General features: G+C 52.9%; 23 protein-coding genes and 7 pseudogenes. 28 read left to right on the top strand and 2 right to left on the bottom strand.

Annotated features, from left to right (window positions below; translation table 11 throughout):
* The first annotated feature begins 247 nt into the window (after nucleotides 1-247).
* The 5 genes and pseudogenes from DWX91_RS14930 (at nucleotide 248) to DWX91_RS14910 (ending at nucleotide 2,639) form a co-directional block, all read left to right on the top strand.
* Complete coding sequence (locus DWX91_RS14930; RefSeq protein WP_117504531.1) at nucleotides 248-418, top strand: transposon-encoded TnpW family protein; 171 nt, start codon at nucleotides 248-250, stop codon at nucleotides 416-418.
* Between the two features lie 41 nt (nucleotides 419-459).
* Nucleotides 460-1,338: pseudogene (locus DWX91_RS14925) on the top strand (TraM recognition domain-containing protein); the annotation flags it as partial.
* An 89-nt stretch (nucleotides 1,339-1,427) separates the two neighbouring features.
* Nucleotides 1,428-1,556, top strand: a pseudogene (locus DWX91_RS14920) (Maff2 family protein); the annotation flags it as partial.
* Nucleotides 1,557-1,731: 175 nt separating this feature from the next.
* Nucleotides 1,732-2,037 carry a desmoglein-4 gene (locus tag DWX91_RS14915; protein ID WP_118539486.1) on the top strand — a complete coding sequence of 102 codons (306 nt, stop codon included), beginning with the start codon at nucleotides 1,732-1,734 and terminating at the stop codon, nucleotides 2,035-2,037.
* 98 nt (nucleotides 2,038-2,135) lie between these two features.
* Nucleotides 2,136-2,639 (top strand): hypothetical protein, encoded by a 504-nt coding sequence (locus DWX91_RS14910; RefSeq protein ID WP_054355260.1) that lies wholly within the window; start codon nucleotides 2,136-2,138, stop codon nucleotides 2,637-2,639.
* 152 nt (nucleotides 2,640-2,791) lie between these two features.
* Here DWX91_RS14910 and DWX91_RS18270 read toward each other — a convergent pair whose 3' ends face one another.
* Entirely contained in the window at nucleotides 2,792-2,917 is a 126-nt protein-coding gene (locus tag DWX91_RS18270) for a hypothetical protein (protein ID WP_007037420.1), read from the bottom strand.
* A 349-nt stretch (nucleotides 2,918-3,266) separates the two neighbouring features.
* Between DWX91_RS18270 and DWX91_RS14900 the strand changes: the two genes are divergently transcribed.
* The 21 genes and pseudogenes from DWX91_RS14900 (at nucleotide 3,267) to mobC (ending at nucleotide 19,018) form a co-directional block, all read left to right on the top strand.
* Nucleotides 3,267-3,662: a plasmid mobilization protein gene (locus tag DWX91_RS14900; RefSeq protein WP_002594236.1), complete on the top strand. Its 396-nt coding sequence runs from the start codon at nucleotides 3,267-3,269 to the stop codon at nucleotides 3,660-3,662.
* Nucleotides 3,634-5,258: pseudogene (locus DWX91_RS14895) on the top strand (relaxase/mobilization nuclease domain-containing protein). The gene DWX91_RS14900 and the pseudogene DWX91_RS14895 overlap by 29 nt, the downstream one beginning before the upstream one ends.
* Nucleotides 5,248-5,634 (top strand): cysteine-rich VLP domain-containing protein, encoded by a 387-nt coding sequence (locus DWX91_RS14890; RefSeq protein WP_002594234.1) that lies wholly within the window; start codon nucleotides 5,248-5,250, stop codon nucleotides 5,632-5,634. The pseudogene DWX91_RS14895 and the gene DWX91_RS14890 overlap by 11 nt, the downstream one beginning before the upstream one ends.
* Before the next feature lie 130 nt (nucleotides 5,635-5,764).
* A complete protein-coding gene (locus DWX91_RS14885; RefSeq protein ID WP_002594233.1) occupies nucleotides 5,765-6,505 on the top strand; it encodes a replication initiator protein A in 741 nt (246 codons plus the stop codon).
* Nucleotides 6,502-7,356, top strand: a complete 855-nt coding sequence (locus DWX91_RS14880) for an ATP-binding protein (RefSeq protein ID WP_002594232.1) — start codon at nucleotides 6,502-6,504, stop codon at nucleotides 7,354-7,356. Before DWX91_RS14885 ends, DWX91_RS14880 begins: the two co-directional genes overlap by 4 nt.
* Nucleotides 7,353-7,547, top strand: a complete 195-nt coding sequence (locus tag DWX91_RS14875) for a transposon-encoded TnpW family protein (RefSeq protein ID WP_002594231.1) — start codon at nucleotides 7,353-7,355, stop codon at nucleotides 7,545-7,547. Before DWX91_RS14880 ends, DWX91_RS14875 begins: the two co-directional genes overlap by 4 nt.
* Before the next feature lie 127 nt (nucleotides 7,548-7,674).
* Nucleotides 7,675-9,299 (top strand): annotated as a pseudogene (locus tag DWX91_RS14870) (recombinase family protein).
* Between the two features lie 85 nt (nucleotides 9,300-9,384).
* Nucleotides 9,385-9,480 (top strand): annotated as a pseudogene (locus DWX91_RS18265) (Maff2 family protein); the annotation flags it as partial.
* Between the two features lie 41 nt (nucleotides 9,481-9,521).
* Nucleotides 9,522-10,388 (top strand): VirB6/TrbL-like conjugal transfer protein, CD1112 family, encoded by an 867-nt coding sequence (locus DWX91_RS14860; protein ID WP_101871243.1) that lies wholly within the window; start codon nucleotides 9,522-9,524, stop codon nucleotides 10,386-10,388.
* Nucleotides 10,389-10,431: 43 nt separating this feature from the next.
* The gene (locus tag DWX91_RS14855; protein ID WP_243099071.1) at nucleotides 10,432-10,854 is read left to right on the top strand and encodes a SpoVG family protein; all 423 of its coding nucleotides are present in this window, start codon (nucleotides 10,432-10,434) and stop codon (nucleotides 10,852-10,854) included.
* Nucleotides 10,855-10,863: 9 nt separating this feature from the next.
* Nucleotides 10,864-11,517 (top strand): DUF7007 domain-containing protein, encoded by a 654-nt coding sequence (locus DWX91_RS14850; protein ID WP_118539482.1) that lies wholly within the window; start codon nucleotides 10,864-10,866, stop codon nucleotides 11,515-11,517.
* Between the two features lie 44 nt (nucleotides 11,518-11,561).
* Nucleotides 11,562-11,948 (top strand): PrgI family protein, encoded by a 387-nt coding sequence (locus tag DWX91_RS14845; RefSeq protein WP_118539480.1) that lies wholly within the window; start codon nucleotides 11,562-11,564, stop codon nucleotides 11,946-11,948.
* A gap of 79 nt (nucleotides 11,949-12,027) precedes the next feature.
* Nucleotides 12,028-14,294, top strand: a pseudogene (locus tag DWX91_RS14840) (DUF87 domain-containing protein).
* Nucleotides 14,295-14,573: 279 nt separating this feature from the next.
* Nucleotides 14,574-16,241: a C40 family peptidase gene (locus DWX91_RS14830; protein ID WP_118001045.1), complete on the top strand. Its 1,668-nt coding sequence runs from the start codon at nucleotides 14,574-14,576 to the stop codon at nucleotides 16,239-16,241.
* Between the two features lie 22 nt (nucleotides 16,242-16,263).
* Nucleotides 16,264-16,530, top strand: coding sequence for a DUF4315 family protein (locus tag DWX91_RS14825; protein ID WP_005927622.1), 267 nt, complete (start codon nucleotides 16,264-16,266; stop codon nucleotides 16,528-16,530).
* On the top strand, nucleotides 16,517-17,164 hold the full coding sequence (locus DWX91_RS14820; protein ID WP_118539476.1) for a DUF4366 domain-containing protein: 648 nt from the start codon (nucleotides 16,517-16,519) through the stop codon (nucleotides 17,162-17,164). Before DWX91_RS14825 ends, DWX91_RS14820 begins: the two co-directional genes overlap by 14 nt.
* Nucleotides 17,161-17,358: a hypothetical protein gene (locus DWX91_RS14815; protein ID WP_005927616.1), complete on the top strand. Its 198-nt coding sequence runs from the start codon at nucleotides 17,161-17,163 to the stop codon at nucleotides 17,356-17,358. Before DWX91_RS14820 ends, DWX91_RS14815 begins: the two co-directional genes overlap by 4 nt.
* A complete protein-coding gene (locus DWX91_RS14810) occupies nucleotides 17,359-17,760 on the top strand; it encodes a cysteine-rich VLP protein (protein WP_055650129.1) in 402 nt (133 codons plus the stop codon).
* Nucleotides 17,761-17,892: 132 nt separating this feature from the next.
* Nucleotides 17,893-18,483: a hypothetical protein gene (locus DWX91_RS14805; RefSeq protein WP_243099070.1), complete on the top strand. Its 591-nt coding sequence runs from the start codon at nucleotides 17,893-17,895 to the stop codon at nucleotides 18,481-18,483.
* Between the two features lie 12 nt (nucleotides 18,484-18,495).
* Nucleotides 18,496-18,678 carry a DUF4316 domain-containing protein gene (locus DWX91_RS14800; RefSeq protein WP_003500078.1) on the top strand — a complete coding sequence of 61 codons (183 nt, stop codon included), beginning with the start codon at nucleotides 18,496-18,498 and terminating at the stop codon, nucleotides 18,676-18,678.
* A pseudogene (gene mobC / locus DWX91_RS14795) lies at nucleotides 18,678-19,018 on the top strand (plasmid mobilization relaxosome protein MobC). The gene DWX91_RS14800 and the pseudogene mobC overlap by 1 nt, the downstream one beginning before the upstream one ends.
* Nucleotides 19,019-19,065: 47 nt before the next feature.
* On the opposite strand, the gene DWX91_RS14790 reads toward mobC, so the two are convergent.
* Nucleotides 19,066-19,893, bottom strand: coding sequence for a hypothetical protein (locus DWX91_RS14790; RefSeq protein ID WP_015553877.1), 828 nt, complete (start codon nucleotides 19,891-19,893; stop codon nucleotides 19,066-19,068).
* 188 nt (nucleotides 19,894-20,081) lie between these two features.
* Here DWX91_RS14790 and DWX91_RS14785 point away from each other — a divergent pair, with 188 nt between their 5' ends.
* Together DWX91_RS14785 and DWX91_RS14780 are read left to right on the top strand one after the other, a co-directional pair.
* Nucleotides 20,082-20,372, top strand: coding sequence for a CD1845 family protein (locus DWX91_RS14785; protein WP_009901657.1), 291 nt, complete (start codon nucleotides 20,082-20,084; stop codon nucleotides 20,370-20,372).
* A gap of 72 nt (nucleotides 20,373-20,444) precedes the next feature.
* Nucleotides 20,445-21,866 carry a relaxase/mobilization nuclease domain-containing protein gene (locus tag DWX91_RS14780; protein WP_118539472.1) on the top strand — a complete coding sequence of 474 codons (1,422 nt, stop codon included), beginning with the start codon at nucleotides 20,445-20,447 and terminating at the stop codon, nucleotides 21,864-21,866.
* Nucleotides 21,867-22,205: the final 339 nt, after the last annotated feature.

The following is a 22,205-nucleotide window of genomic DNA, read 5'->3' as shown; positions in this document are numbered from 1 at the left end:
CGTGGGATTTCCTCACGCACCATGAGAACGGCAAAGAGCCGTATCGGGGACAGACTTGTGACCGAGAAAGACGGCACAGCATGGGTCTGCTATCTCCGAGACTGACAACGGGAACACGGCAAGCGTGGCAAAGACGGCAAAGGTTTTATAGATACCTTAATGTTGCCGCCTTGCCTTGTTCCCTCATACCGACACCGCCCGATGATGAACAGTCACCGGGCATTTTTCATTTACAGGAGGATTTTGAATGAACAATACCGCAACCCACAGCACCACCACCAACACCCCTTGCCCGACTGTCAGAAAGCAGATCGGCAAGACCACCTATATCGTCCGTGTCCATTTCAGCCAGACCGCAAAAGAGACGATGGAGGACAAAATCAAGCGTCTGCTCCGTGAGGAAGTCCTCAAAATGTGACTTCTTTGTGAATTTGATGAAAAAGTCCTTGACTTTTCGTCTCTGGCAAGACAGCCAAAAGCATCTTGATTTCCTGCGGTGCAAGGCTGGCTCCCTTTGATATTCCCCAACTTCGGGAGATCATGTCTTATGACGAGCTGGAGCTGGATAAGCTGGGGGATGAAAAATCGGCGCTGTTCTTTCTTATCAGCGACACGGACACCACCTACAATTTTTTGGTTGCCCTCGCTTTTTCGCAGATGTTCAACCTTCTGTGTGAACGGGCTGACAACACCTATGGCGGGCGTCTGCCCTATCATGTGCGGGTGCTGTGGGACGAGGCAGCCAATACCGGACAGGTGCCGGGGCTGGAAAAGATCGTGGCCGTCATCCGCTCCCGTGAGATCAGCCTGACGCTTTTTTATCAGGCAATGAGCCAGTGCAAGGCATTGTACAAAGACCATTCCGAAACCATCATGGGCAACATGGACAGTATCGTATTCCTCGGAGGCCGGGAGGCTTCCACCCTAAAGGATATTTCGGAAAACTGGCTGGGCAAGGCCACCATCTCTATGCAGACCGAGGGCCGGAGCCGTGGACAGTCTGAAAGTTACAGCCAGAATATGCAGCGGCTTGGCCGGGAGCTGATGACCACCAGCGAGATCACCACCATGCCCGGGGATAAATGTATCTTGCAGCTTCGGGGGCTCCCGCCCTTCCTGTCCCCGAAGTATGACTTGAAAAAGCACCCGAATTACAAGTACACAGCCGAATTTGATAAAAAGAAAAACGCCTTCCGCTTGGAAAGCCTGTTCCGCCACCGGCCATTGAGACTAAAGCCGGAGGACGAATACACGGTGTACGAAGTGGACGGCTCCGACACAGACGAAGAAGCTGACCTGTTGAACTTCGATGATCTGGACAGCGACGAGTTCGTGTAACTTCGGGCCATGATGACCCGAAGCGCCGCCGATGTGGGCGGCTTTTTTTGTACCCAAAACCATCAAACAAACAAAATGGAGGAACGTATATGGAATTTTTCAATCAGGCAATCGACATTCTTAAAATTCTGGTCATGGCTCTTGGCGCCGGTCTGGCGGTGTGGGGCGTCATCAACCTTCTGGAAGGTTACGGGTCGGACAACCCTGCGGCAAATGCTCATGTGCGGTAAAGTAATAAAAAGATTTAGGTAGCCGCCTTAACTATTCCTAAATAAGATAATATGCACAGTATTTTCTCGTAAATAGAAAATAAATTATTGCATTTTACCAATTATTATGTTAAAATGACAATGTAACAAAGAGCTATGTATTTTTAAGGAAAGGGAGGAACTTATGAATTTAAGAAAATCTATTTTAGCACTTTCAGTAGTAGCTGGAATTGTAGCTGCTCCAATGACTGTATTTGCCGCTCATACTCATAGTTGGGGTTCTCCCCAGTACTATGGATATGAAGATGAAATGCCTGGTATATATGATGACTGGGATAAATGTGCGACACGTCATGTATATAATTACAAACAATGTGTAATTTGTGGAGAAGTAAGCATTTATGAAGTTGAGACGATTGAAATGTCTCACAAATGGGTGAATGGTGCATGTGTATATTGCAACAAAGGTTACGCGAAAGAGATAAATTAACATAGTATCATTACCGGCAAGTTTATGATCAAAAAATAGAAAGCATTGAGAATATTTCAAAATTTCTTGAAAGTACTCTCAGTGCTTTCTTTGATAATATGAAAGGAGAAATAAATGCAAAAAAACAACTTTCTGTATTAGTACTAATTATTTTATGCTTTTTATTAGGATGTAACAGAGAAACACCAAAAGATGAATCTCAACAAAATTATGAAGATGAATCTAATATTTCTAAAACAAATGGAGAAGAACTTGTAAATATAAACAGTGAATTGTTAGGTTCGACTCCTTTTGATATCCAAATCGATAAAACAGCATTGCAGACTAGAAAAGAAACAGAAACAGAAGTTACAATAAAGACAAATTTAACAGACTGGGGTTATACTGTTTCTTCTGAAAAAGGGAAAATATCTGATATAAATAAAAATTCATTCATATATATAGCACCTAAAGATGAGAGGGATGATACTATAAAAATACAATTATCGGACTATGAAAATGGCATATCATATGAATATACAATTCCACTTATTTTTGCGGGAAACAATGAACATTCTTTAGATAAATTCAAGGAAAATCTTTCAAGATTACCTAATAGTTAGTAAAGAGTCGATAGACTAAAGTACCACCATCCTCTTTTATTTCAACTGAATATCCATCCCGCCGCACCGCAGCGGCACATGAAGCAGTAAATCCGAAAAAGATTTGCTGCTTTTTTTGCGTCCATTTTTGGCAAATTTCCAAAAGTTCCGTATTAGACAGTGAAACCAAAAAAGGCTGCCATTTTTTTCAGACAGCGGGCAAAACGCAGCTTCCGAAACGCCTTATTGTCGGGAAAGACCGAGCCGCCGGAAAAGTTCTTGCCGGAAAGTCCGTCCATTCTGCTCTTTTGTGGTTTGTAGGGAGTAAGGGAAAAACGCCAGCCCGCAGCCTTTTATAAAAAAAGCTGGTTATAGATTTTCTGAAAAAGTGGCAGTAGCAAGTGAACGGCAGGCCGGCAGTTTCTTAGAGCAAGATTCTACCGAGGTGCCAAAATTCGCTTATCGCTCATTTTGCCCCTGCGGGAATCTTGTTGGGGAGTGCCTTCCCCAAACCCTGCTTATGCGGCTTGCGCCGCTGAAAAACCCCTCAAAATATTTTTCGGATTTTTCAAAAACAGTTCCGCTTCACACCCTGTTTTTCTCCTATTAGTGAGAGGACACCACGCACAGAAAGGAGGTCAACCACCTATGAAACGATACAACACGCCGCACCGCAGCCGGGTAGTCAAAACACGCATGACCGAGGAAGAATACGCCGAGTTTGCCCAGCGGCTTTCTGCTTACCACATGAGCCAAGCCGAGTTTATCCGGCAAGCCATAACCGGGGCAGCCATACGCCCCATCATAACCGTTTCCCCCATCAATGACGAGCTGCTTGCCGCTGTCGGGAAGCTGACCGCCGAATACGGGAGGATCGGCGGCAACTTAAACCAGATAGCCCGGACGCTGAACGAGTGGCACAGTCCCTATCCGCAGCTTGCCGGGGAGGTACGGGCGGCGGTTTCCGACCTTGCTGCCCTAAAGTTTGAAGTCTTGCAGAAAGTGGGTGACGCTGTTGGCAACATTCAAACATATCAGCTCTAAAAACGCCGACTATGGCGCAGCGGAAGCCTATCTCACATTTGAGCATGACGAGTTTACCATGAAAGCCACCCTTGATGAAAACGGGCGGCTGATACCGAGGGAGGATTACCGCATTTCTTCCCTCAACTGCGGGGGCGAGGATTTCGCTGTTGCCTGTATGCGAGCCAATCTCCGCTATGAGAAAAACCAAAAACGGGAAGATGTGAAAAGCCACCACTATATCATCAGCTTTGACCCACGGGACGGGACAGACAACGGCTTGACCGTAGACCGGGCGCAGGAGCTGGGCGAGCAGTTCTGCAAGGAGCATTTCCCCGGACACCAAGCCTAATCTGCACCCACCCGGACGGGCATAACCACAGCGGGAATATCCATGTGCATATCGTCATCAACTCCCTGCGGATTTACGAAGTCCCGCTTCTGCCCTACATGGACAGACCAGCCGACACGCTGGAGGGCTGCAAGCACCGCTGCACCAACGCCGCTATGGAATATTTCAAGAGCGAAGTCATGGAAATGTGCCACCGGGAGGGGCTTTACCAAATCGACCTCTTGAACGGCAGCAAGGAACGGATAACCGAACGGGAATACTGGGCGGCAAAGAAAGGGCAGCTTGCCCTTGACAAAGAGAACGCCGCCAGAGAAGCCGCCGGACAGCCGACCAAGCCCACCAAGTTTGAAACGGACAAGGCGAAGCTGCGCCGGACGATACGGCAGGCACTTTCCCAAGCTGGCAGCTTTGACGAGTTTTCTTCCCTTTTGCTGCGGGAGGGTGTGACCGTCAAGGAGAGCCGGGGGCGGCTTTCCTACCTCACGCCGGACAGGACAAAGCCTATCACAGCCCGAAAGCTGGGGGACGATTTTGACAAGGCTGCTGTCCTTGCCCTGCTCACGCAGAACGCCCACAGAGCTGCCGAACAGACCAAAGCCATACCCGAATACCCTGCCGCAGTTAAAAAGCCGTTACAAGGGGAAAAAGCTGCAAAAACCACCCCGGCAGACAACACCTTGCAGCGCATGGTTGACCGGGAAGCCAAGCGAGCCGAGGGCAAGGGCGTGGGCTATGACCGCTGGGCGGCAAAGCACAACCTAAAGCAAATGGCAGCTACCGTTACCGCCTATCAGCAGTACGGCTTTTCCTCCCCGGAGGAACTGGACGAAGCCTGTTCTGCCGCCTATGCCGCCATGCAGGAAAGCCTTGCGTGGTTGAAGCAGGTGGAAAAGACGCTGAACGGGAAAAAGGAGCTGCAACGGCAGGTGCTTGCCTATTCCAAGACCCGCCCTGTCCGGGACGGGCTGAAACAGCAGAAAAACGCCAAAGCAAAAGCAGCCTACCGTCAGAAGCATGAAAGTGACTTTATCATAGCAGACGCAGCCGCCCGCTATTTCAGGGAGAACGGCATTTCCAAGCTGCCGAGCTATAAATCCCTGCAAGCAGAGATTGAAAGCCTTATCAAAGAGAAAAACAGCGGCTACAACGATTACCGGGCAAAACGGGAGGAGTACCGCCGCTTGCAGACTGTCAAGGGCAATATCGACCAGATTTTACGCCGGAGCGAGCCGCAGCGCAGAAAGGAGCAGAGCCATGAACGGTAATATCCCCCGCATGGACTACCGCCAGTACCGGGCAGCCCGCCGCCTTGTGCATGAGTGCTGCAACTATGACAGCGGGAACTGCCTGCTGTTGGAGGACGGCGAGCCTTGCGTGTGTGTACAGAGTATCAGCTATTCGCTGCTCTGCCGCTGGTTTACCGCCGCTGTCCTGCCCCTTGATGAAGCACTGGAAGCCGCCCTCTTGCGCCGGGGAAGCCGGAAACGCTGCGCTGTCTGCGGGGCGTTCTTCTTCCCAAAATCCAACCGGGGGAAATACTGCCCGGACTGCGCCGGACGCATGAAGCGGATAAACGCCGCCAAACGGAAGCGGAAACAAAGGGAGAAATGTCACGCTTTAGGGCATTTCAAACCCGCATAAATCAAGGCTTTTTTGGAGGGTGTCAAAGGGTGCGTGATACATTTATCCTTTTCCCTTAAAAACGCCCCCTAAAAGCGTAACAGAACCCACAGACAGACACCACAAGGAGGTGAACCCTATCGCTGATTATATGACCGCAGGAACGGAGCTGCCCGCTTACCTGCCTTACCCCCGTTTCCTGCTGGAAACAGACCTATCCCACACCGCAAGAGAGTTATATGCGCTGCTGTTAGACCGTTCCACCCTTTCGCAGAAGAACGGCTGGCAGGACAGCGAGGGACGGACATACATTGTCTACCCCATAGCAGAGATAGCGGAAATGCTGGATAAAGGCTGCACCACCATAAAGGGCGCACTGAACGAACTGGACGCTGCCGGGCTGCTGGAACGCAGACGGACGGGCTTTTCTGCCGCCAACCGTCTGTATGTGAAAGTGCCGCCTATCCCAGTGGTACAGTTTTCCGACCAACTGACGGACGGAAAACCGCCCCTCATAAGGGCGGGAAACCGACCAACTGACAGCCGGAAAACTGACCTTATGACGGTCGGAAAACCGTCCCCTAACCAAACTAATATAAACAACCTAATAGAGAGCCAAACAAAAGGAGCGAGTGAGGGGCAGCCCCCCGCCGCTTATGGCAGATATAAAAATGTATTTCTTTCTGACACAGAACTTTTGGAGCTGGAACAGGACTTCCCCGGCAAGTGGGAGTATTACCTTGACCGCCTTTCCTGCCACATCGCTTCCACCGGGAAGCAGTACCAGAGCCATGCAGCCACCATTTACAAGTGGGCGCAGGAGGACGCTGCCAAAGAGAAGCCAAAGAAAGGCATACCGGACTATTCATTCAAGGAGGGAGAAAGCCTATGACCGATACAATCCACAACACCATACTGCCTATGACCGACACCACAGCCGAGCCGGAGGATTACACCGGGGAGGACGGGCTTTTATACTGCGGCAAATGCCGGAAACCCAAAGAAGCCTATTTCCCGGAGGGCAAGACCTTTTTCGGGCGTGACCGCCACCCGTCAGAGTGCGACTGCCAGCGGGCAGCCCGTAAGGAACGGGAAGCCGCCGAGAAGCGGCGCAGCCACCTTGAAACGGTGGAACGGCTGAAACGGCAGGGCTTTACAGACAAGACCATGCAGGACTGGACATTTGCCAACGATAACGGCAGCTGCCCGCAGATGAAGAACGCCGCCGGATATGTGGCACGCTGGGAACAGATAAAGGACGGGAACTACGGGCTGCTCTTGTGGGGCAGGGTAGGCACTGGGAAAAGCTATTTTGCCGGGTGTATTGCAAACGCCCTCATGGAGCAGGAAGTCCCGGTGTGCATGACAAACTTTGCAGCAATATTAAACGACCTTGCCGCCAGCTTTGCGGGCAGGAACGAATATATTTCCCGCCTTTGCAGCTTCCCCCTGCTCATCATTGACGATTTTGGAATGGAGCGTGGCACAGAATACGGTCTGGAACAGGTCTACAATGTGATTGACAGCCGCTACCGGAGCAGGAAGCCGCTGATTGTGACGACCAACCTCACGCTGGAGGAATTGCAGCACCCGGAGGACACCGCCCACGCCCGGATTTATGACCGCCTGCTTGAAATGTGTTCCCCTCTCTGCTTTACCGGGGAGAATTTGAGGAAAGCCGCCGCACAGGGAAAAATGGAACAGCTGAAACGGCTGCTTGCCGGAAAGGAGATTTGCCTATGACCGACACCCAGAGAAACAAACGCCCTGCCCGCCGCCCGGACTGCGTGACCGAAACGAGGATAGGCAACACAATCCTTGTGGTGTCTGGCTTTTTCAAGGAGGGGGCGACCGACACCGCCGCTGACAAGATGATGAAAGTGCTGGAAGCAGAAGCCGCCGCCGGATATTTGACCTGTGATAAGCCTGATTGAAAAACCGTCATTTTTACCGACCGTAAAGAAGCAGATTTGACGCTTTTGCCGCTATACAGACAGCCGCCCCATGTGGTACAATCAAGGTACGGAATAGTGGGGCTGGCTGTCGGAAACGGAGGAATTTATGTTAAGACAGACCACCCAGCAACTCATTACCGCCCTTTACCCAAGACTGTCCCATGAGGACGAGCTGCAAGGCGAGAGCAATTCCATTTCCAACCAAAAGAGGATTTTGGAAACCTATGCCAAACAGAATGGATTTTCTAATCTGCGCTGGTACACCGACGACGGTTATTCCGGTGCGAACTTTCAAAGACCCGGATTTCAAGCCATGCTTGCAGACATTGAAGCAGGGAAAGTCGGGACAGTTATCGTCAAGGATATGTCGAGGTTAGGGCGAAACTACTTACAGGTGGGAATGTACACAGAAATGATTTTCCCACAGAAAGGTGTCCGCTTCATCGCTATCAATGACGGAGTGGACAGCGCACAGGGGGAAAATGATTTTGCCCCGCTGCGGAACATTTTTAACGAATGGCTGGTGAGAGATACGAGCAAGAAAATCAAGGCAGTAAAACGCTCTAAGGGCATGAGCGGAAAGCCCATCACAAGCAAGCCCGTCTATGGCTACCTCATGGACGAGGACGAAAACTTTATCATTGACGAGGAAGCCGCCCCGGTGGTACGGCAGATTTACAGCCTTTGCCTTGCCGGGAACGGTCCGACCAAGATAGCCCGTATGCTGACCGAGCAGCAAATCCCCACGCCGGGGACGCTGGAATACCGCAGGACGGGCAGCACCCGCCGCTACCACCCCGGCTATGAGTGCAAGTGGGCGACCAATACCGTGGTTCATCTGCTGGAAAACCGGGAATATACGGGCTGTCTGGTAAACTTTAAGACCGAGAAGCCGTCCTACAAGCTGAAACACAGCATAGAAAATCCCCCGGAAAAGCAGGCGGTTTTTGAGAACCACCATGAGCCTATCATTGACCGGGAAACGTGGGAACGGGTGCAGGAGTTACGCAAGCAGCGCAAACGCCCCAACCGTTATGACGAAGTGGGCTTGTTCTCCGGCATACTCTTTTGTGCCGACTGCGGCAGCGTCATGTACCAGCAGCGATACCAGACGGACAAGCGCAAGCAGGACTGTTATATCTGCGGAAGCTACAAGAAACGCACCGCCGACTGCACAGCGCACTTTATCCGCACTGACCTCTTGACCGCTGGCGTACTCTCCAATCTGCGGAAAGTTACCAGCTATGCGGCAAAGCATGAAGCCCGGTTTATGAAGCTTTTAATCGAGCAGAATGAGGACGGGGACAGACGCAGGAACGCCGCCAAGAAAAAGGAGCTGGAAGCCGCCGAGAAACGCATAGCCGAGTTATCTGCTATCTTCAAGCGGCTGTATGAGGACAGCGTAACCGGGCGCATATCGGACGAGCGTTTCACAGAGCTGTCGGCAGACTATGAAGCCGAGCAGAAAGAACTGAAAGAACGTGCCGCCAGACTGCGGGAAGAACTTTCCAAAGCGCAGGAAGCCACCGCAAACGCTGAAAAGTTTATGAATGTGGTACGCAGGCACACTACCATTGAGAACTTACCCCTACTCTGCTGCGGGAGTTTGTGGAGAAAATCGTTGTCCATGAAAGCGTTGCCCTTGACGGGAAACGCCGGGGCAAGTTACGCAGACAGGAAATCGAAATCTATTATTCTTTTGTCGGCAAGGTAGAACTGCCCGACACCTAACCGCCCGACCTATCCGACATACCTCATGTGCCGGATAGGAACGGCAAAATTTTTTACACTTCTATTACTTCTTTATCACACATAAGCAAAATCACAGGGCATTAAGCAGCTCATGGCTGGTGGCGGTGTCGTTCTGATCGGCCTTCAGCTTATCCCTCTGCTGTCCGGGCTGTTCAGCTAAGTGTCACCCGTTGTCCCTTTTTCCAGAAAAGGAGCTGATGTATGGACTTTATCATCGACGCAATCGTTGAATGGCTGAAAGGTCTGCTTGTCGATGGTATCATGGGAAATCTGGATGGCCTTTTCGATAACGTCAATCAGAGCGTTGGCGAGATCGCCACACAGGTAGGCACGACCCCGGCGGACTGGAACGCCGGGGTCTTTTCCATGATACGACAGATCTCTGAAACTGCCATTCTGCCAATCGCCGGGGTCATCCTCACTTTTGTAATGACCTATGAGCTGATACAGATGCTCATAGAACGCAACAACCTCCATGAAATTGATACATGGATGTTTTTTAAGTGGGTGTTCAAAACCTTTGTGGCTGTGATGATCCTGACGAACACCTTCAATATCGTGCTGGCGGTCTTTGATGTGAGCCAGCATGTGATACAGCAGTCAGCGGGCATTATCCAGAACGGGACAGAGATCACGCCGGATGTGCTGGACAGTTTGCGGACAGAGCTTGAGGCGATGGAGTTAGGTCCTCTGTTCGGACTCTGGCTACAATCCTTCCTGATCCAGCTTACCATGATTGCCTTAAACATCGTGATCTTCGTCATCGTATATGGCCGTATGATTGAAATTTATTTACTCACAAGTTTAGCGCCTATCCCGTTTGCCACAGTCCCCAACAGGGAAACCGGACACATGGGGCAGAACTATTTCCGCTCCCTCTTTGCGGTGGGCTTTCAAGGTCTGTTGATCTTGGTCTGTGTCGCCATCTATGCGGTGCTGATCCAGAGTATCGCCACCGACGGCGACCCCATCGGGGCGATCTGGGGCTGTGTGGGATATACGGTGTTGCTGTGTTTTACCTTATTCAAAACAGGCAGTCTTGCAAAATCCATCTTCGGCTGCCATTAAGAGACTTCGGGCCATGATGACCCGAAGCGGAAAGGAGAAATCCATGCAGGAAAAAACTGCGGGCGGAACACCAGCCGCCCCTATAAAGCTGGATGTAAGCGTGCGGGTCATCGAACCTGTGAAAAACCTCATGGGCTTTGCCAGCGTGAAATTCAATGACTGCTTTGTGGTGGAAAATCTGAAAATCGTGCAGGGCAGCAAGGGCCTCTTTCTTGGGATGCCCAGTCAGCCGGACGGCAAAGGCGGCTACCGGGATATGGCCTACCCTGTCACAAAGGAGTTCCGGGAACAGCTCAATACCGCTGTTCTGCAAGCCTATGAGACAAAGCTGGAACAGATGGCGGAGCGCGGCTCTGTGGGGCGTGCGTCCATTAGCGACCAACTCAAAGCCGGAAAAGCGGCTGCCGAACAGGCAAAGGCAGAGCGGCCTCCGAAGGAAAAGCCCAGCCGCAGTGCAGAGCGTTGACCTCGGGCCATGCTGGCACGAAGCAGAAAGGAGGCGGGAACCATGCCACGCAAACGGACGGGCTATGACGCGGCCTGCTATTACGACGGAAAACTGCTGGGTCGCTGTACCAAAGCGGACAGCGACGCCTATACCCTGTTGATGAACGCCTGCGGCGGGGAGGCCGCCCGTGTCCTTCGGGAATATGCCTATTTTTCCCCGGAACTGAAAGCCATCTTAGAAAAGGCAGCACTCATGCAGGCAGACCGGAGCCGGACGGGCGGAATGTTCCATGCGCCGAAAAGCTCCCCGTGGGGCGAGGTGCAGAATTGTGAAACCCTCTGTCCGGGGGTGTTTTTGGTATCTACCGCCAGCCACGGCGGAACGATGGTGGCAAACGAGGTAGCCGCCGTCCTCTCCCCAGCGGCCAAAAAATGCGGCTTCAAGGACAGGGGCTATATCTGCTATGAGGAGGACGCGCAGGAAAGCGTAGTGCTCCGGGAGCTGCTGGATAAAAAGCTGTGGAACATCCCTGACCGTATTAAGGACAAAGGACAGTTTGAAGAAAAACTCAATCAGTCCATCCGGCAGTATCACCCCGAATACTGGCGGGCAAGGCAGAGCGGACGAGAGGCCGCCGAAGCTGCCCGCAGCACAGCCCCGGCCAAAGAGGCCGCAAGATAACCTCGGGCCATGCTGGCCCGAAGCAATAAAGGAGGTGTACCAAAATGGCCTATGTGCCAGTACCAAAAGACCTTTCCAAAATCAAGACAAAGCTGGCCTTCAACCTAACGAAGCGCCAGCTTGTTTGTTTTTCCAGCGCGGCGGCGATGGGCCTCCCGGCTTACCTGTTTTCCCGTGGCAGTATCGGGAACAGCGCCGCCATGTTCCTAATGATCGGCCTCATGCTCCCGTTCTTCTTTCTGGCTATGTATGAGCGGGACGGCCTGCCGCTGGAAAAAGTGCTGAAAAATATCATCCGCACCCGGTTTCTCTATCCCCGTGTGCGGCCTTACAAAACCGAAAACTTCTATGCGCTGCTTAGCGTCAGAAAGGAGGCGCAGCCGATTGCGAAACAGCAGAAGGGCCGGAAAGCCCGCAGGCAGAAAGCCTGAAAAGCAGGGCCTTACCGGCCTGTTCACGAAAGGAAAGAACATTCCCACCACCGCCCAGCAGACCCTCCCTTACCGGGAAATGTACCGGGACGGGGTGTGCCGGGTAGCGGACCGTTATTACACCAAAACCATTGAATACGAGGACATCAACTACCAGCTCGCACAGTCCGAAGATCAGGCAGCCATCTTTGACGGGTGGAGCGCCTGCCTCAACTACTTTGACAGCAGCCTTCCGTTCCAGCTTTCCTTCCTCAACCACCGGAGCCGCCCGGGCAGCCGGTACAGCGTGAACATCCCCATGCAGGACGATGATTACAACAGCGTCCGGTGTGAGTATGTGGAAATGCTGGAAAACCAGATCGCCAAAAGCAACAACGGCATTGTCCGCACAAAGCTCCTGACCTTCGGCGTGAATGTGGACGACCTTCCCACCGCCAGGGCAAGGCTGGAACGTGTAGAGGCGGACATTTGCGGGAACTTCAAAAAGCTGGGCGTCAAGTGCCGCTCCCTTTCGGGGCTGGAACGGCTGGAGCTTCTTCACGGGCAGCTCCACCCCGGCAGCGGCTCCCCCTTCCGGTTTTCATGGGATATGATCCCCAAAACCGGGCTTTCCACCAAAGACTTTATCGCCCCGGACAGCTTCGACTTCCGTTTCAGCCGTCTGTTCCGGGTGGGGACGACTTGGGGTGCCGCCTCCTACTTGCAGATTTTGGCCTCGGAGCTCTCGGACAAGCTGCTGGCGGAGCTTTTGGAAATGGATGCGGAAATGACCATCACTCTCCATATCCAAACCGTCGATCAGGCCGCCGCCGTAAAATCCATCAAGGCCAAAGTCTCCGACATTGACAAGATGAAGGTGGAGGAACAAAAGAAGGCAGCCCGGTCAGGGTACGACATGGACATACTTCCACCCGACCTCGTAACATACAGCAACGACGCAAAGACCCTTCTGGAAGATTTACAGAGCCGGAATGAAAGAATGTTCCTGCTGACCTTCCTTGTGGTAAACATGGCCCCGACCCGCCGGGAGCTGGACAATGACCTGTTCACGGTGTCCGGTATCGTCCAGAAATACAACTGCACCTTGAAGCGGCTGGACTTCCAGCAGGAGGATGGTTTTCTTTCCAGCCTTCCGCTGGGCCATAACGGCATTGAGATCAAGCGCGGCATGACGACCAGCTCCACGGCCATTTTCGTTCCCTTTATGACGCAGGAGCTCCGCATGGATGGCGAAGCGTCTATTACGGGCTCAACGCACTTTCCCATAACGTCATCATGGCAAACCGGAAAAAGCTCAAAAACCCCAACGGCCTGTTCCTCGGCGTGCCGGGCTCCGGCAAATCCTTTGCCGCAAAGCGGGAGCTTGTGAACGTGTTCCTTGCCACCCGTGACCGGATCATTGTGGTGGACCCGATGGGCGAATACTCGCCCCTTATCAAGCGGCTGGGCGGACAGGTCATCGAGATTGCCCCGGACAGCCCCCACCACATCAATCCGATGGACATTGACCTGAGCTTTGACGAGGAAAACCCGATGGCGCTGAAAGCCGACTTTATCCTGTCGCTGATGGAGCTGATCGTTGGCGGCAAGGATGGCTTGCAGCCGGTGGAGCGGACCGTCATTGACCGCTGTGTACGCCAGATGTACCGGGAACATTTGCAGGATCCGGAAACAAGCAAAATGCCGACCCTCCAAACCCTGTATGACCTGCTCTGTTCCCAGCCGGAGGGCGAGGCGGTACGGCTGGCAACTGCCCTTGAAATCTATGTGTCGGGTTCCCTTAACGTGTTCAACCATGAAACCAATGTGGACTTAAACCGCCGTCTGGTATGCCTTGACTTAAAAAAGCTGGGGGCCGGGCTTCGGACGATTGCCATGCTCATTATGCAGGACTTGGTAAACTCGCAGGTGTCCATGAATTTCCTCCGCGGTATCGCCACATGGTGTTACTTCGACGAATTTCATGTGCTGCTCCGTGACCGTCTGACGGCAAGCTATTGTGTGGCAATCTGGAAAATGCTGCGAAAAAAAGGGTGCGTTCCGAGTGCTTTAACGCAGAACGTAAAGGATTTTCTGGCAAGCCCGGAGATTGAGAACATCTTTGAAAACTCAGACTTCCTTGTGCTGCTCTCGCAGGCACAGGGGGACCGGCAGATTTTAGCCAAACAGCTTGGGATCAGCCCCCACCAGCTTTCCTATGTGACCCATACCAATTCCGGCGAAGGGCTGCTGTTCTTCGGGAATACCACCATCCCGTTTGTTGACCGCTTCCCGCAGAATACCGAGCTGTACGCCATTATGACCACCCGCCCGGAGGACAAAAAACAGGAAATGAACCGGGCATAACGCACTTCGGGCCATGATGGCCCGAGGTTTGGAAAGGAGGGATACATCATCGGAAAGAAACCGGATAAACGGAATTTTCAAAGGCCGGGGCCAACGGAGGATACCGGGAGCAATCGCCCCGGACCGGCTGAACGGGAAGGACCTTCCCCCGCACCGTCCCGATGCCTGCGGTTTGAGGACGAGGATACCGGGCAGGACAGTCCTTCGGACCACGATGGCCCGAAGTCCAAAAGCGGCAAGTTTCAAGAGGACAGCCGCAAAAGCCGTCCCTCTGACCGCATGAGGCAGGAAGATGAAGCGGGCGGGCCGCAGGATACCGGCAAGGCACAGGAGCCGGAGGGCTCCGCCGAGAAGGCCGGGAGCAAAAAGGACAAGTACCAGAAAGCACAGGCAAAAGCGGAACACGCCGGGGGAAAGCTGGGAAAGGCCCGGGAAAAACTGGACAAGACCGAGGCAAAACGGGCAGCGAAGAAGCCGCCGGGGCTTGCAAAAAAGGCAGTCCGGGGAGTCCGTACAGAAGCATGGTTCTATGTCCACAACAAGATACACGAGGTCGAGCATGAAAATGTGGGTGTGGAAGGAGCCCATAAATCCGAGCTGGCCGCAGAGGCCGGAACCCGGAAACTGACCCGCTATGCCAAACGCCGCTGGCAGGAACACCCGGCCCGGAAGGTGGCAAAGTGGGAACGGAAGGACATAAAAGCCCGGGCCAATGTGGATTTTCAGAAGATGGCCTCCGAGCACCCGGAGCTTACCAGCAATCCGCTTTCCCGTGTGCAGCAGAAATGGAAACTGAAACGCCGGTATTCCAAAGAGGCAAAGGCGGCTGCAAAACAGGGTGCAAAGGCCGCAAAGAAAACCGCTGCCGCTTCGGGAACTGCGACCCGTCGGGCGGCGCAGTTTGTGACCCGTCATCCCGTGGCGGTGCTGGTCCTGCTCCTGCTGTTGCTGCTCTGTTTTCTTGTGTCGGCGGTAAGCTCCATCTTCCCCACGCTTGGCAGCGGCCTTGCCAATGCGTTATCCGGCACCTCCTACGCCTCGGAGGATACGGACCTGCTGGGGGTGGACGAGGACTACACAGCGCTGGAAAACGAGCTGGCGCAGACGGTAGCGAACATCGAAAGCACCCATCCCGGCTATGACGAGTACCGCTATTCCGTGGACGAGATCGGCCATAACCCCTATGAGCTGGCGTCCTATCTCTCGGCAAAGTACCATGTGTATTTCCGTGAACAGGTGCAGGACGAGCTGCGGGAGATTTTCGAGGCACAGTATGAACTGACCTTGACGGAGGAAGTTGAGATACGCTACCGCACCGAAACCAGCACCGACCCGGAGACCGGGGAAACCACCACCGAGGAAGTCCCCTATGAGTATTACATTCTCAATGTGACCCTCACAAACAAGACGCTGCCCGCCGTGATCCTGCCGAGGCTTAACGAACAGCAGCGGGAAATCTACACCGTTATGCAGCAGCTCAAAGGCAACAAACCCTATCTGTGGGAAGGGATTTACAACGGCGGCGAAGATACCGGCCCCAGCTATGAGATACCCGGCGAGGCGCTGGATGACCCGGCTTTTGCGGCGCTCATGAAAGAAGCCACAAAGTACATCGGCTGGCCCTATGTGTGGGGCGGCTCCAGCCCGTCCACCTCCTTTGACTGTTCGGGCTTTGTCTGCTGGGTGTACACGGCCAGCGGCGTCCACAACCTGCCCCGTACCACGGCGCAGGGCATTTATAATCAGTGTGCTATCATTTCCCCCTCCGAGGCAAAGCCCGGCGACATTATCTTTTTCACGGGAACCTATGACAGCCCCGGCCCTGTATCCCATGTGGGGATTTATGTGGGCGACGGGATGATGCTCCATTGTGGTTCGCCCATCCAATACGCAAACATCAATTCAAGCTACTGGCAGACACATTTCTATGCCTTCGGGCGTTTGTGAGCCAGAGGAAAGGAGTCCTTGCATGAACAAAATCGACAAGCTCGATAAGGAACTGGAAAAAGCCCGGGAGAAGGCCGCCGAATGGCAGGCCAAAATCCGGGAGCTGGAAAAGCAGAAACAGGAGGAAGAAAACAGCCAGATCGTGCAGGCGGTGCGCTCCCTCAAACTGACGCCCGCCCAGCTTATGGCTTTTCTGAATGACCCCAAAAACAGCCTTACCGCTTCGGGCCATACTGACCCGAAGCCGGAGGCACCCGAAAAGGAGGACACGGCCCATGAAGAAAACTAAATTTCGCAGGCTGGCGGCGATGGCTGCCAGCCTTTTGTGTTGCCTGATCTTTACAGTCCCGGCTTATGCACAGAGCAGCGAGCCGCAGCCGGAGACAGCTCCCTCCCCGGCAGAAACCGAAGCAGAGCCGGAAACCCAGAACCCCTTTACCCCGGACGGGACGGGAACCGTGGTGGACAACGCCACCGACGAGGATGAAAAGGAGTTCTACACCATCACCACAGCAGACGAGAGCGTGTTTTATCTGGTGATCGACAAACAGAAAACCAGCGAGAACGTCTATTTCCTCAATACCGTTACCACAGACGACCTTCTGCCTCTTGCTGAACAGGGTAAGGAACCGCCCAAAGAAGTGACCCCTGAGCCAGAGCCAAAGCCCACCGAATCGGTGGAGGAAGTACCGGAACCCAAGCCGGAGAAAAAGGACAGTCCCCTTCTCTCTCTGCTCCTGATCGGCGCGGTGGTGCTGGCTGGCGGTGGAATTGGTTACTATTTCAAGATTTACAAGCCGAAGCATGAAGCCCCGGATTTGGAAGATGATTACTGCGAATATGAGGACGGGGAGCTGGAGGAGATCGCAGAGGAACCCGAGGACGAAGATACCCCGCCATGGGAGGAAGATACGGAGGAATGAGAATGAATTTTACAAGCAGCCCTTTTGAACGAATGATGAAGGAAGTACCGCACCCCGGCTGGGACAATGACGACCCTTGTAAGGGATGCCGTTATTACAAGGAGTGCAAAGGAAAGAAAAAACAGTGCCGGAAGAAGTTCCGGGCGCTGATCGTGGAGCCCCGCCCTTCGGGCCATCGTGGCCCGAAGTCATAAATGGACGCCCGGGAGCTGACCCGTGACGAGAAGAAGAAAATCCGCACTCTGGTCACGGGGATGTGCGCCAACTATGACCGGGAAAGCGGCCTGTGCCTTCCTCTTGACTGTGCCTGCTATATGCTGCACAAGTGCTGGACAGGGGCGTACTGCCGTTACTTCCGTGAGGCTGTCCTGCCCCTTAACCCGGAGCTTCAAGCGGCGCTGACAACGGAAGGCATCTCCCCGGAGTTGCGGGCCTGTGCGGTCTGCGGAAAGGCATTTTTGCCCGAGGGGCGTCAAGCCTACTGCTCCGACGCCTGCAAGGCCGAAGGGAACCGACGGAAAAGCCGGGAACGCATGAGGAAGATGCGGGAGAAAAGGCCGGGCGGCTGTTACGATTTGCCGCCTCCAAAGGCTTGACATTCCGGGCTTTTTTGAGGGTGTTTCCGGGGCGGGAATATCTTATTACATTCCTCCCCGGTCTGCCCTCTTATTTCGTAACATCCAGCACTTCGGGTCATGTTGGCCCGAGGCACAGAAAGGAGGAATCTCTTGGAGACAGTACAAGGATATGTAATTTTGAAAGCTGCCACCTTTGAAACCGGACACGGCTTTGCGCTGGGGCATAATCCGGGAGCGCCGAGCCCCTTTGTGACCTGGCAGTTTACCGAGGGGGAAAACGGCCATCGGGATTACTACTGGGGCCGCTATGGAACCAGTCAGGTGTGGGCGCAGAGGGACTTTGACCGCCGGGTGGACGACTATCAGCAGCTTTACCATGCGGCGGTCAAGCATACCGAGCTCGGACCGGAGGGTGTTTACCGCTATTATTCCACCCAGCGGCCCGTGGACATAGGAACTTACCCGAAGCCGCCGGATAACCAGCCTCTTTCCATCGTCAACTACGACGATGACAGGCGGCGTCCTGTGGCAGACGGCAGTCTGATGGCATGGGGCGAACTGACCTACGCAAAGCCGCTGACCGAAAAGCAGATGGAGGATTATGAACTGAAACCAGCACCGGGCAATCCTGACCGGGTGCGCCCATCCATTACCGCCCGGCTCAAAGAAGGAACCAGAGGGCAGGACCCCCTGAAGGAGCCCGGCCAGAAGCGGAGCCATCAAAACCATGAGGAACGATAAAGGAGGATCGCCATGCACGAAAAAGACAACTATCTGAAAACCGCCGAGCTCTCCACGGAGCAGAACTGCAACATGATCGACGGCGTACCCAACAATACGCCCATCCCACCCACGCCCCCGGAGCTGGACGCAAAGCCGCTGGACAAGGTAAAGGAGCCCAAAGAGCGCCGGAAAGGCCGGGAGCTGGAACGCTGATGGAGAACCGCAAGCGGAATGTCCATCTGCACGTCATGGTAACGCCGGACGAGCTGGCAGCCATCCATGAACGGATGCTGAGGTGGGCATTTCCAACGCCGGTGCTTATGTACGGAAAATGGCTCTGAATGGGTATATCCTGCACATCGACCTTGCGCCCGTAAAAGAGCTGATCTCTCTGCAACGGCGCTGTTCCAACAATCTCAATCAGGTCGCCGTACACGCACACACCTATGGCGTGTACCCGGAGGAAATCGACGGATTGAAGCGGGACTATGAAAAGCTGTGGGGCGAGGTGTCAAAGGTGCTGCGGGAGCTTTCCGAGCTGGTGGCAAAATAAGACGAGGGCGGCAGGTTCCGATGTTGGGACCTGCCGCCTTGTTCTTTTTACCATCTATATCTATGTTTCCGAAAATGTAATTCCCGAAGTCCAGCCTCTTTACAAATAGACGATAGAATTTTTAGTATTTCTTCTCGTGTAGAATTAAGCCATTCAGCAAGCTCACGATCATAGAAACAATAAGCGACATCTTCGCCTGTGCCATATGTCGAATAGGCTTTTTCCTTTTTGGCTATTTTCAATCGTCTGCGAATTGCTGTTAGCATATCAGTGATAGTATAGAGTTTTTCTCTCCATAAAGAGTTTTGGACAGAAGATTTTCCATCAGCCTGTTTTAATATGGAGCCATCACGAGTTCTTAGTACCCCTGTATTCAAGGCAATTAGCGTATCTTCAATCGCTTTATCAAAATCCTCCATTCGACCTTCTTGATAAATGTCATCTTGAAAGGCTGGACGATCAAAGCACTCCAAATAAAATTGGACAAGCTCTTTATCTTTTTCAAAGGCAGGTGTGGAAGAAGTAGTTTCGACTTCCAAAATTGCTGTCTGTTCTGCAAGCTGCTTCCAACTTTGTAGCAGTTCTTTAGGATAACGAGTAATATCCGTATCAATCAATTTAGAACAAGACTGGCATAACCAAATTCCATTTTCAAACGACTTTCTTTCTTCGGGTGTCATAGAAGCGTCATAGCGTGGACCGCCTTGAGCCGCTGCACAGATATGAGCTGCTACCCCTATATTTGTAATTTTTTCAGGATTGGTATTTGCCCCACAAGTCAACTTTCGGCAAGCAGGATTACTACATCTTCTACCAACCCGATTTGCCAGTAATTCCTTTGTTGCTGAAGTAAAGTCGTCTCTGCTGTTCCCCATGTTCATCACCTCGTCTAACCAAAATATTGATTTCATTATATCATAACTTTTTAGATAAAACCATCAAGCTTCTGGCCAGCATGACCCGAAGTTTTAGGACAGGATTTACTAATCTTTCGCAACATTTATGTCCCCGGGCAGGCATGATAAAATAGAGGTAGAAAGGATAGATAAAGGAGGTTTTGAAGATGAAGATACTGCTGAAAATATTGGTTGCTCCCTTTGCTTTGGCGTTGTCCCTTCTGGCGGCTCTGCTGGTATTCCTGTTTGATATTTGTGCCGTCCTGCTGACGATTGCCTCTGTGATCCTGGCGGTGCTGGGCGTCGCTCTTTTTTTCACGCCGACGCCCATAGGCGGGATTGTATTTCTGTTTCTTGCCTTCCTTCTTTCGCCGTATGGACTGCAAGCGGCGGCGGGCTCCCTTCTTTGGGCGCTGGACGGAGGCAAATCCGCTCTGTACCGGTTTCTGGCAAGTTAAGCAGCCTCGGGCCATACTGGCCCGAAGTCGGGGCGGTCTGAATGGGCCGCCCCTTTCTCATGGAAAGGAGGAATGATTTTTGGCTACCACACTTTGTTGCAGCGCCATGCGGGCGAAGGCGAAACGATTGCCGAGGCAATCCGGGATTGTCTGGACTATGGCAAGGACCCGGAGAAAACAGAAAGCGGAAAGTATATCTCCGCTTATGAATGTGATCCGGCCACTGTGGCGGACGAGTTCCTTTTGACAAAAGCCAGCTATGCCGCCATGACGGGGCGGGAACAGAAAAAAGAAAATGATGTGCTGTGCTATCAGATACGGCAATCCTTCTATCCGGGCGAGGTTCCCCCGAAGGAGGCAAACCGTATCGGCTATGAACTGGCTATGCGCTGGACGAAGGGGCGGCACGCTTTTATCGTTACCACGCACACCGATAAGCAGCACATCCATTGTCACATTTATTACAACTCCACCACCCTTGACTGCACCCGGAAATTCCGAAACTTTTGGGGCTCCAGCTTCGCCCTTCGGCGGCTCTCTGACAGGCTGTGCCTTGAAAACGGGCTGTCCATTGTAGAGAACCCGAAGCCCCGGAGCAAGGGCAAGTATCGGAATTATGGAGAATGGCAGAAAGAACGAAAAGGGCCGCTTTCCTATCAGGACAGACTGCGCCTTGCCATTGATACTGCGCTGGCGGAACGCCCCGCTGATCTGGACGAATTTCTCAATCTGATGAAGCGGGCCGGATATGAGGTCAAGAAGGTTCGGGGCGGCGGTATCAGCTTCCGGCTGACCGGGCAGGGACAGGAACGCTTCACCCGTCTGCGCGCCTCCACGCTGGGGGACGGCTACGACTTGCAAGATGTTCTGGCCGCCATTGAGGGCAAAGAAAAACGCCCCGGGCACTCGGAGCGGAAAATCAGTCTGGCGGTGGATATTCAAGCGAAGCTGGCTGCCGGTAAGGGGCCGGGATATGAACGCTGGGCGAAGGTATTTAACATTAAGCAGATGGCTGCTGCCCTTGCCTATATACAGGACAATGGCCTGACCGATTATGAGCAGTTGGCACAGAAAGCCACCGAGGCAGCAGACCGTTTTCATGCCATTTCCGAGCAGATCAAGCAGACGGAACAGGCCATGAAAACCAATGCCGGGCTAAAGGCCGCAACGGTTCAGTATGCCAAAACCCGTCCGGTCTTTGAGCAGTATAAGGCGACGAAGTACAGCCGGAAATTCCTTGCGGAGCATGAGGCCGACCTTGAACTGTACCGGGCTGCACAAGCGGAAATGCGCTCTCTGCTGGGCGGGGCGAAGCTCCCTAAAATGGATGTGCTGAAGGAGGAAGGCCGCAAGCTCACAGCAAAGAAAAAACAGCTCTATGGAGAATACCAGAAGGCACGACGGGATATGCAGGAGATCGTCACGATCAAGGCGAACATTGACACTCTGATGGGCTACACCGGGCCGGGACGAACGCAGGAAAAGGAGCGTTAAGGTTATGAAAATAAGGAGCAAAGCGACGCTGACACTTCGGGCCATGTTGGCCCGAAGATACGGGTTTGGGGCGAGCCCCAACAAGCCGCCTTTGTGCCACTTGTGGCCACAGAGGCATTGCTTGCCATTTAGCTATTTAGCAATATACTGCAAAAAAGATTATTGAGTTTATACAACATCTATTGTTTTACGCAATACCTCCTTAAAATATCTATATTAAGAAAATTCGCCACAAATTTTCGGTGATTTATCAATCGCTTTTCGAGTTTTTATATGTTTATGCAAAAAGAATGATATTTTTTTTATATCAACAAGTTCTCTTTCTTTTTATCGTTTTAA

Source organism: Clostridium sp. AF22-10 (assembly GCF_003478725.1).
Taxonomy (GTDB): domain Bacteria; phylum Bacillota; class Clostridia; order Lachnospirales; family Lachnospiraceae; genus Otoolea; species Otoolea fessa.
Note: the sequence above shows the minus strand (reverse complement) of the source record. Positions and strands in the feature narration are given on the sequence as shown.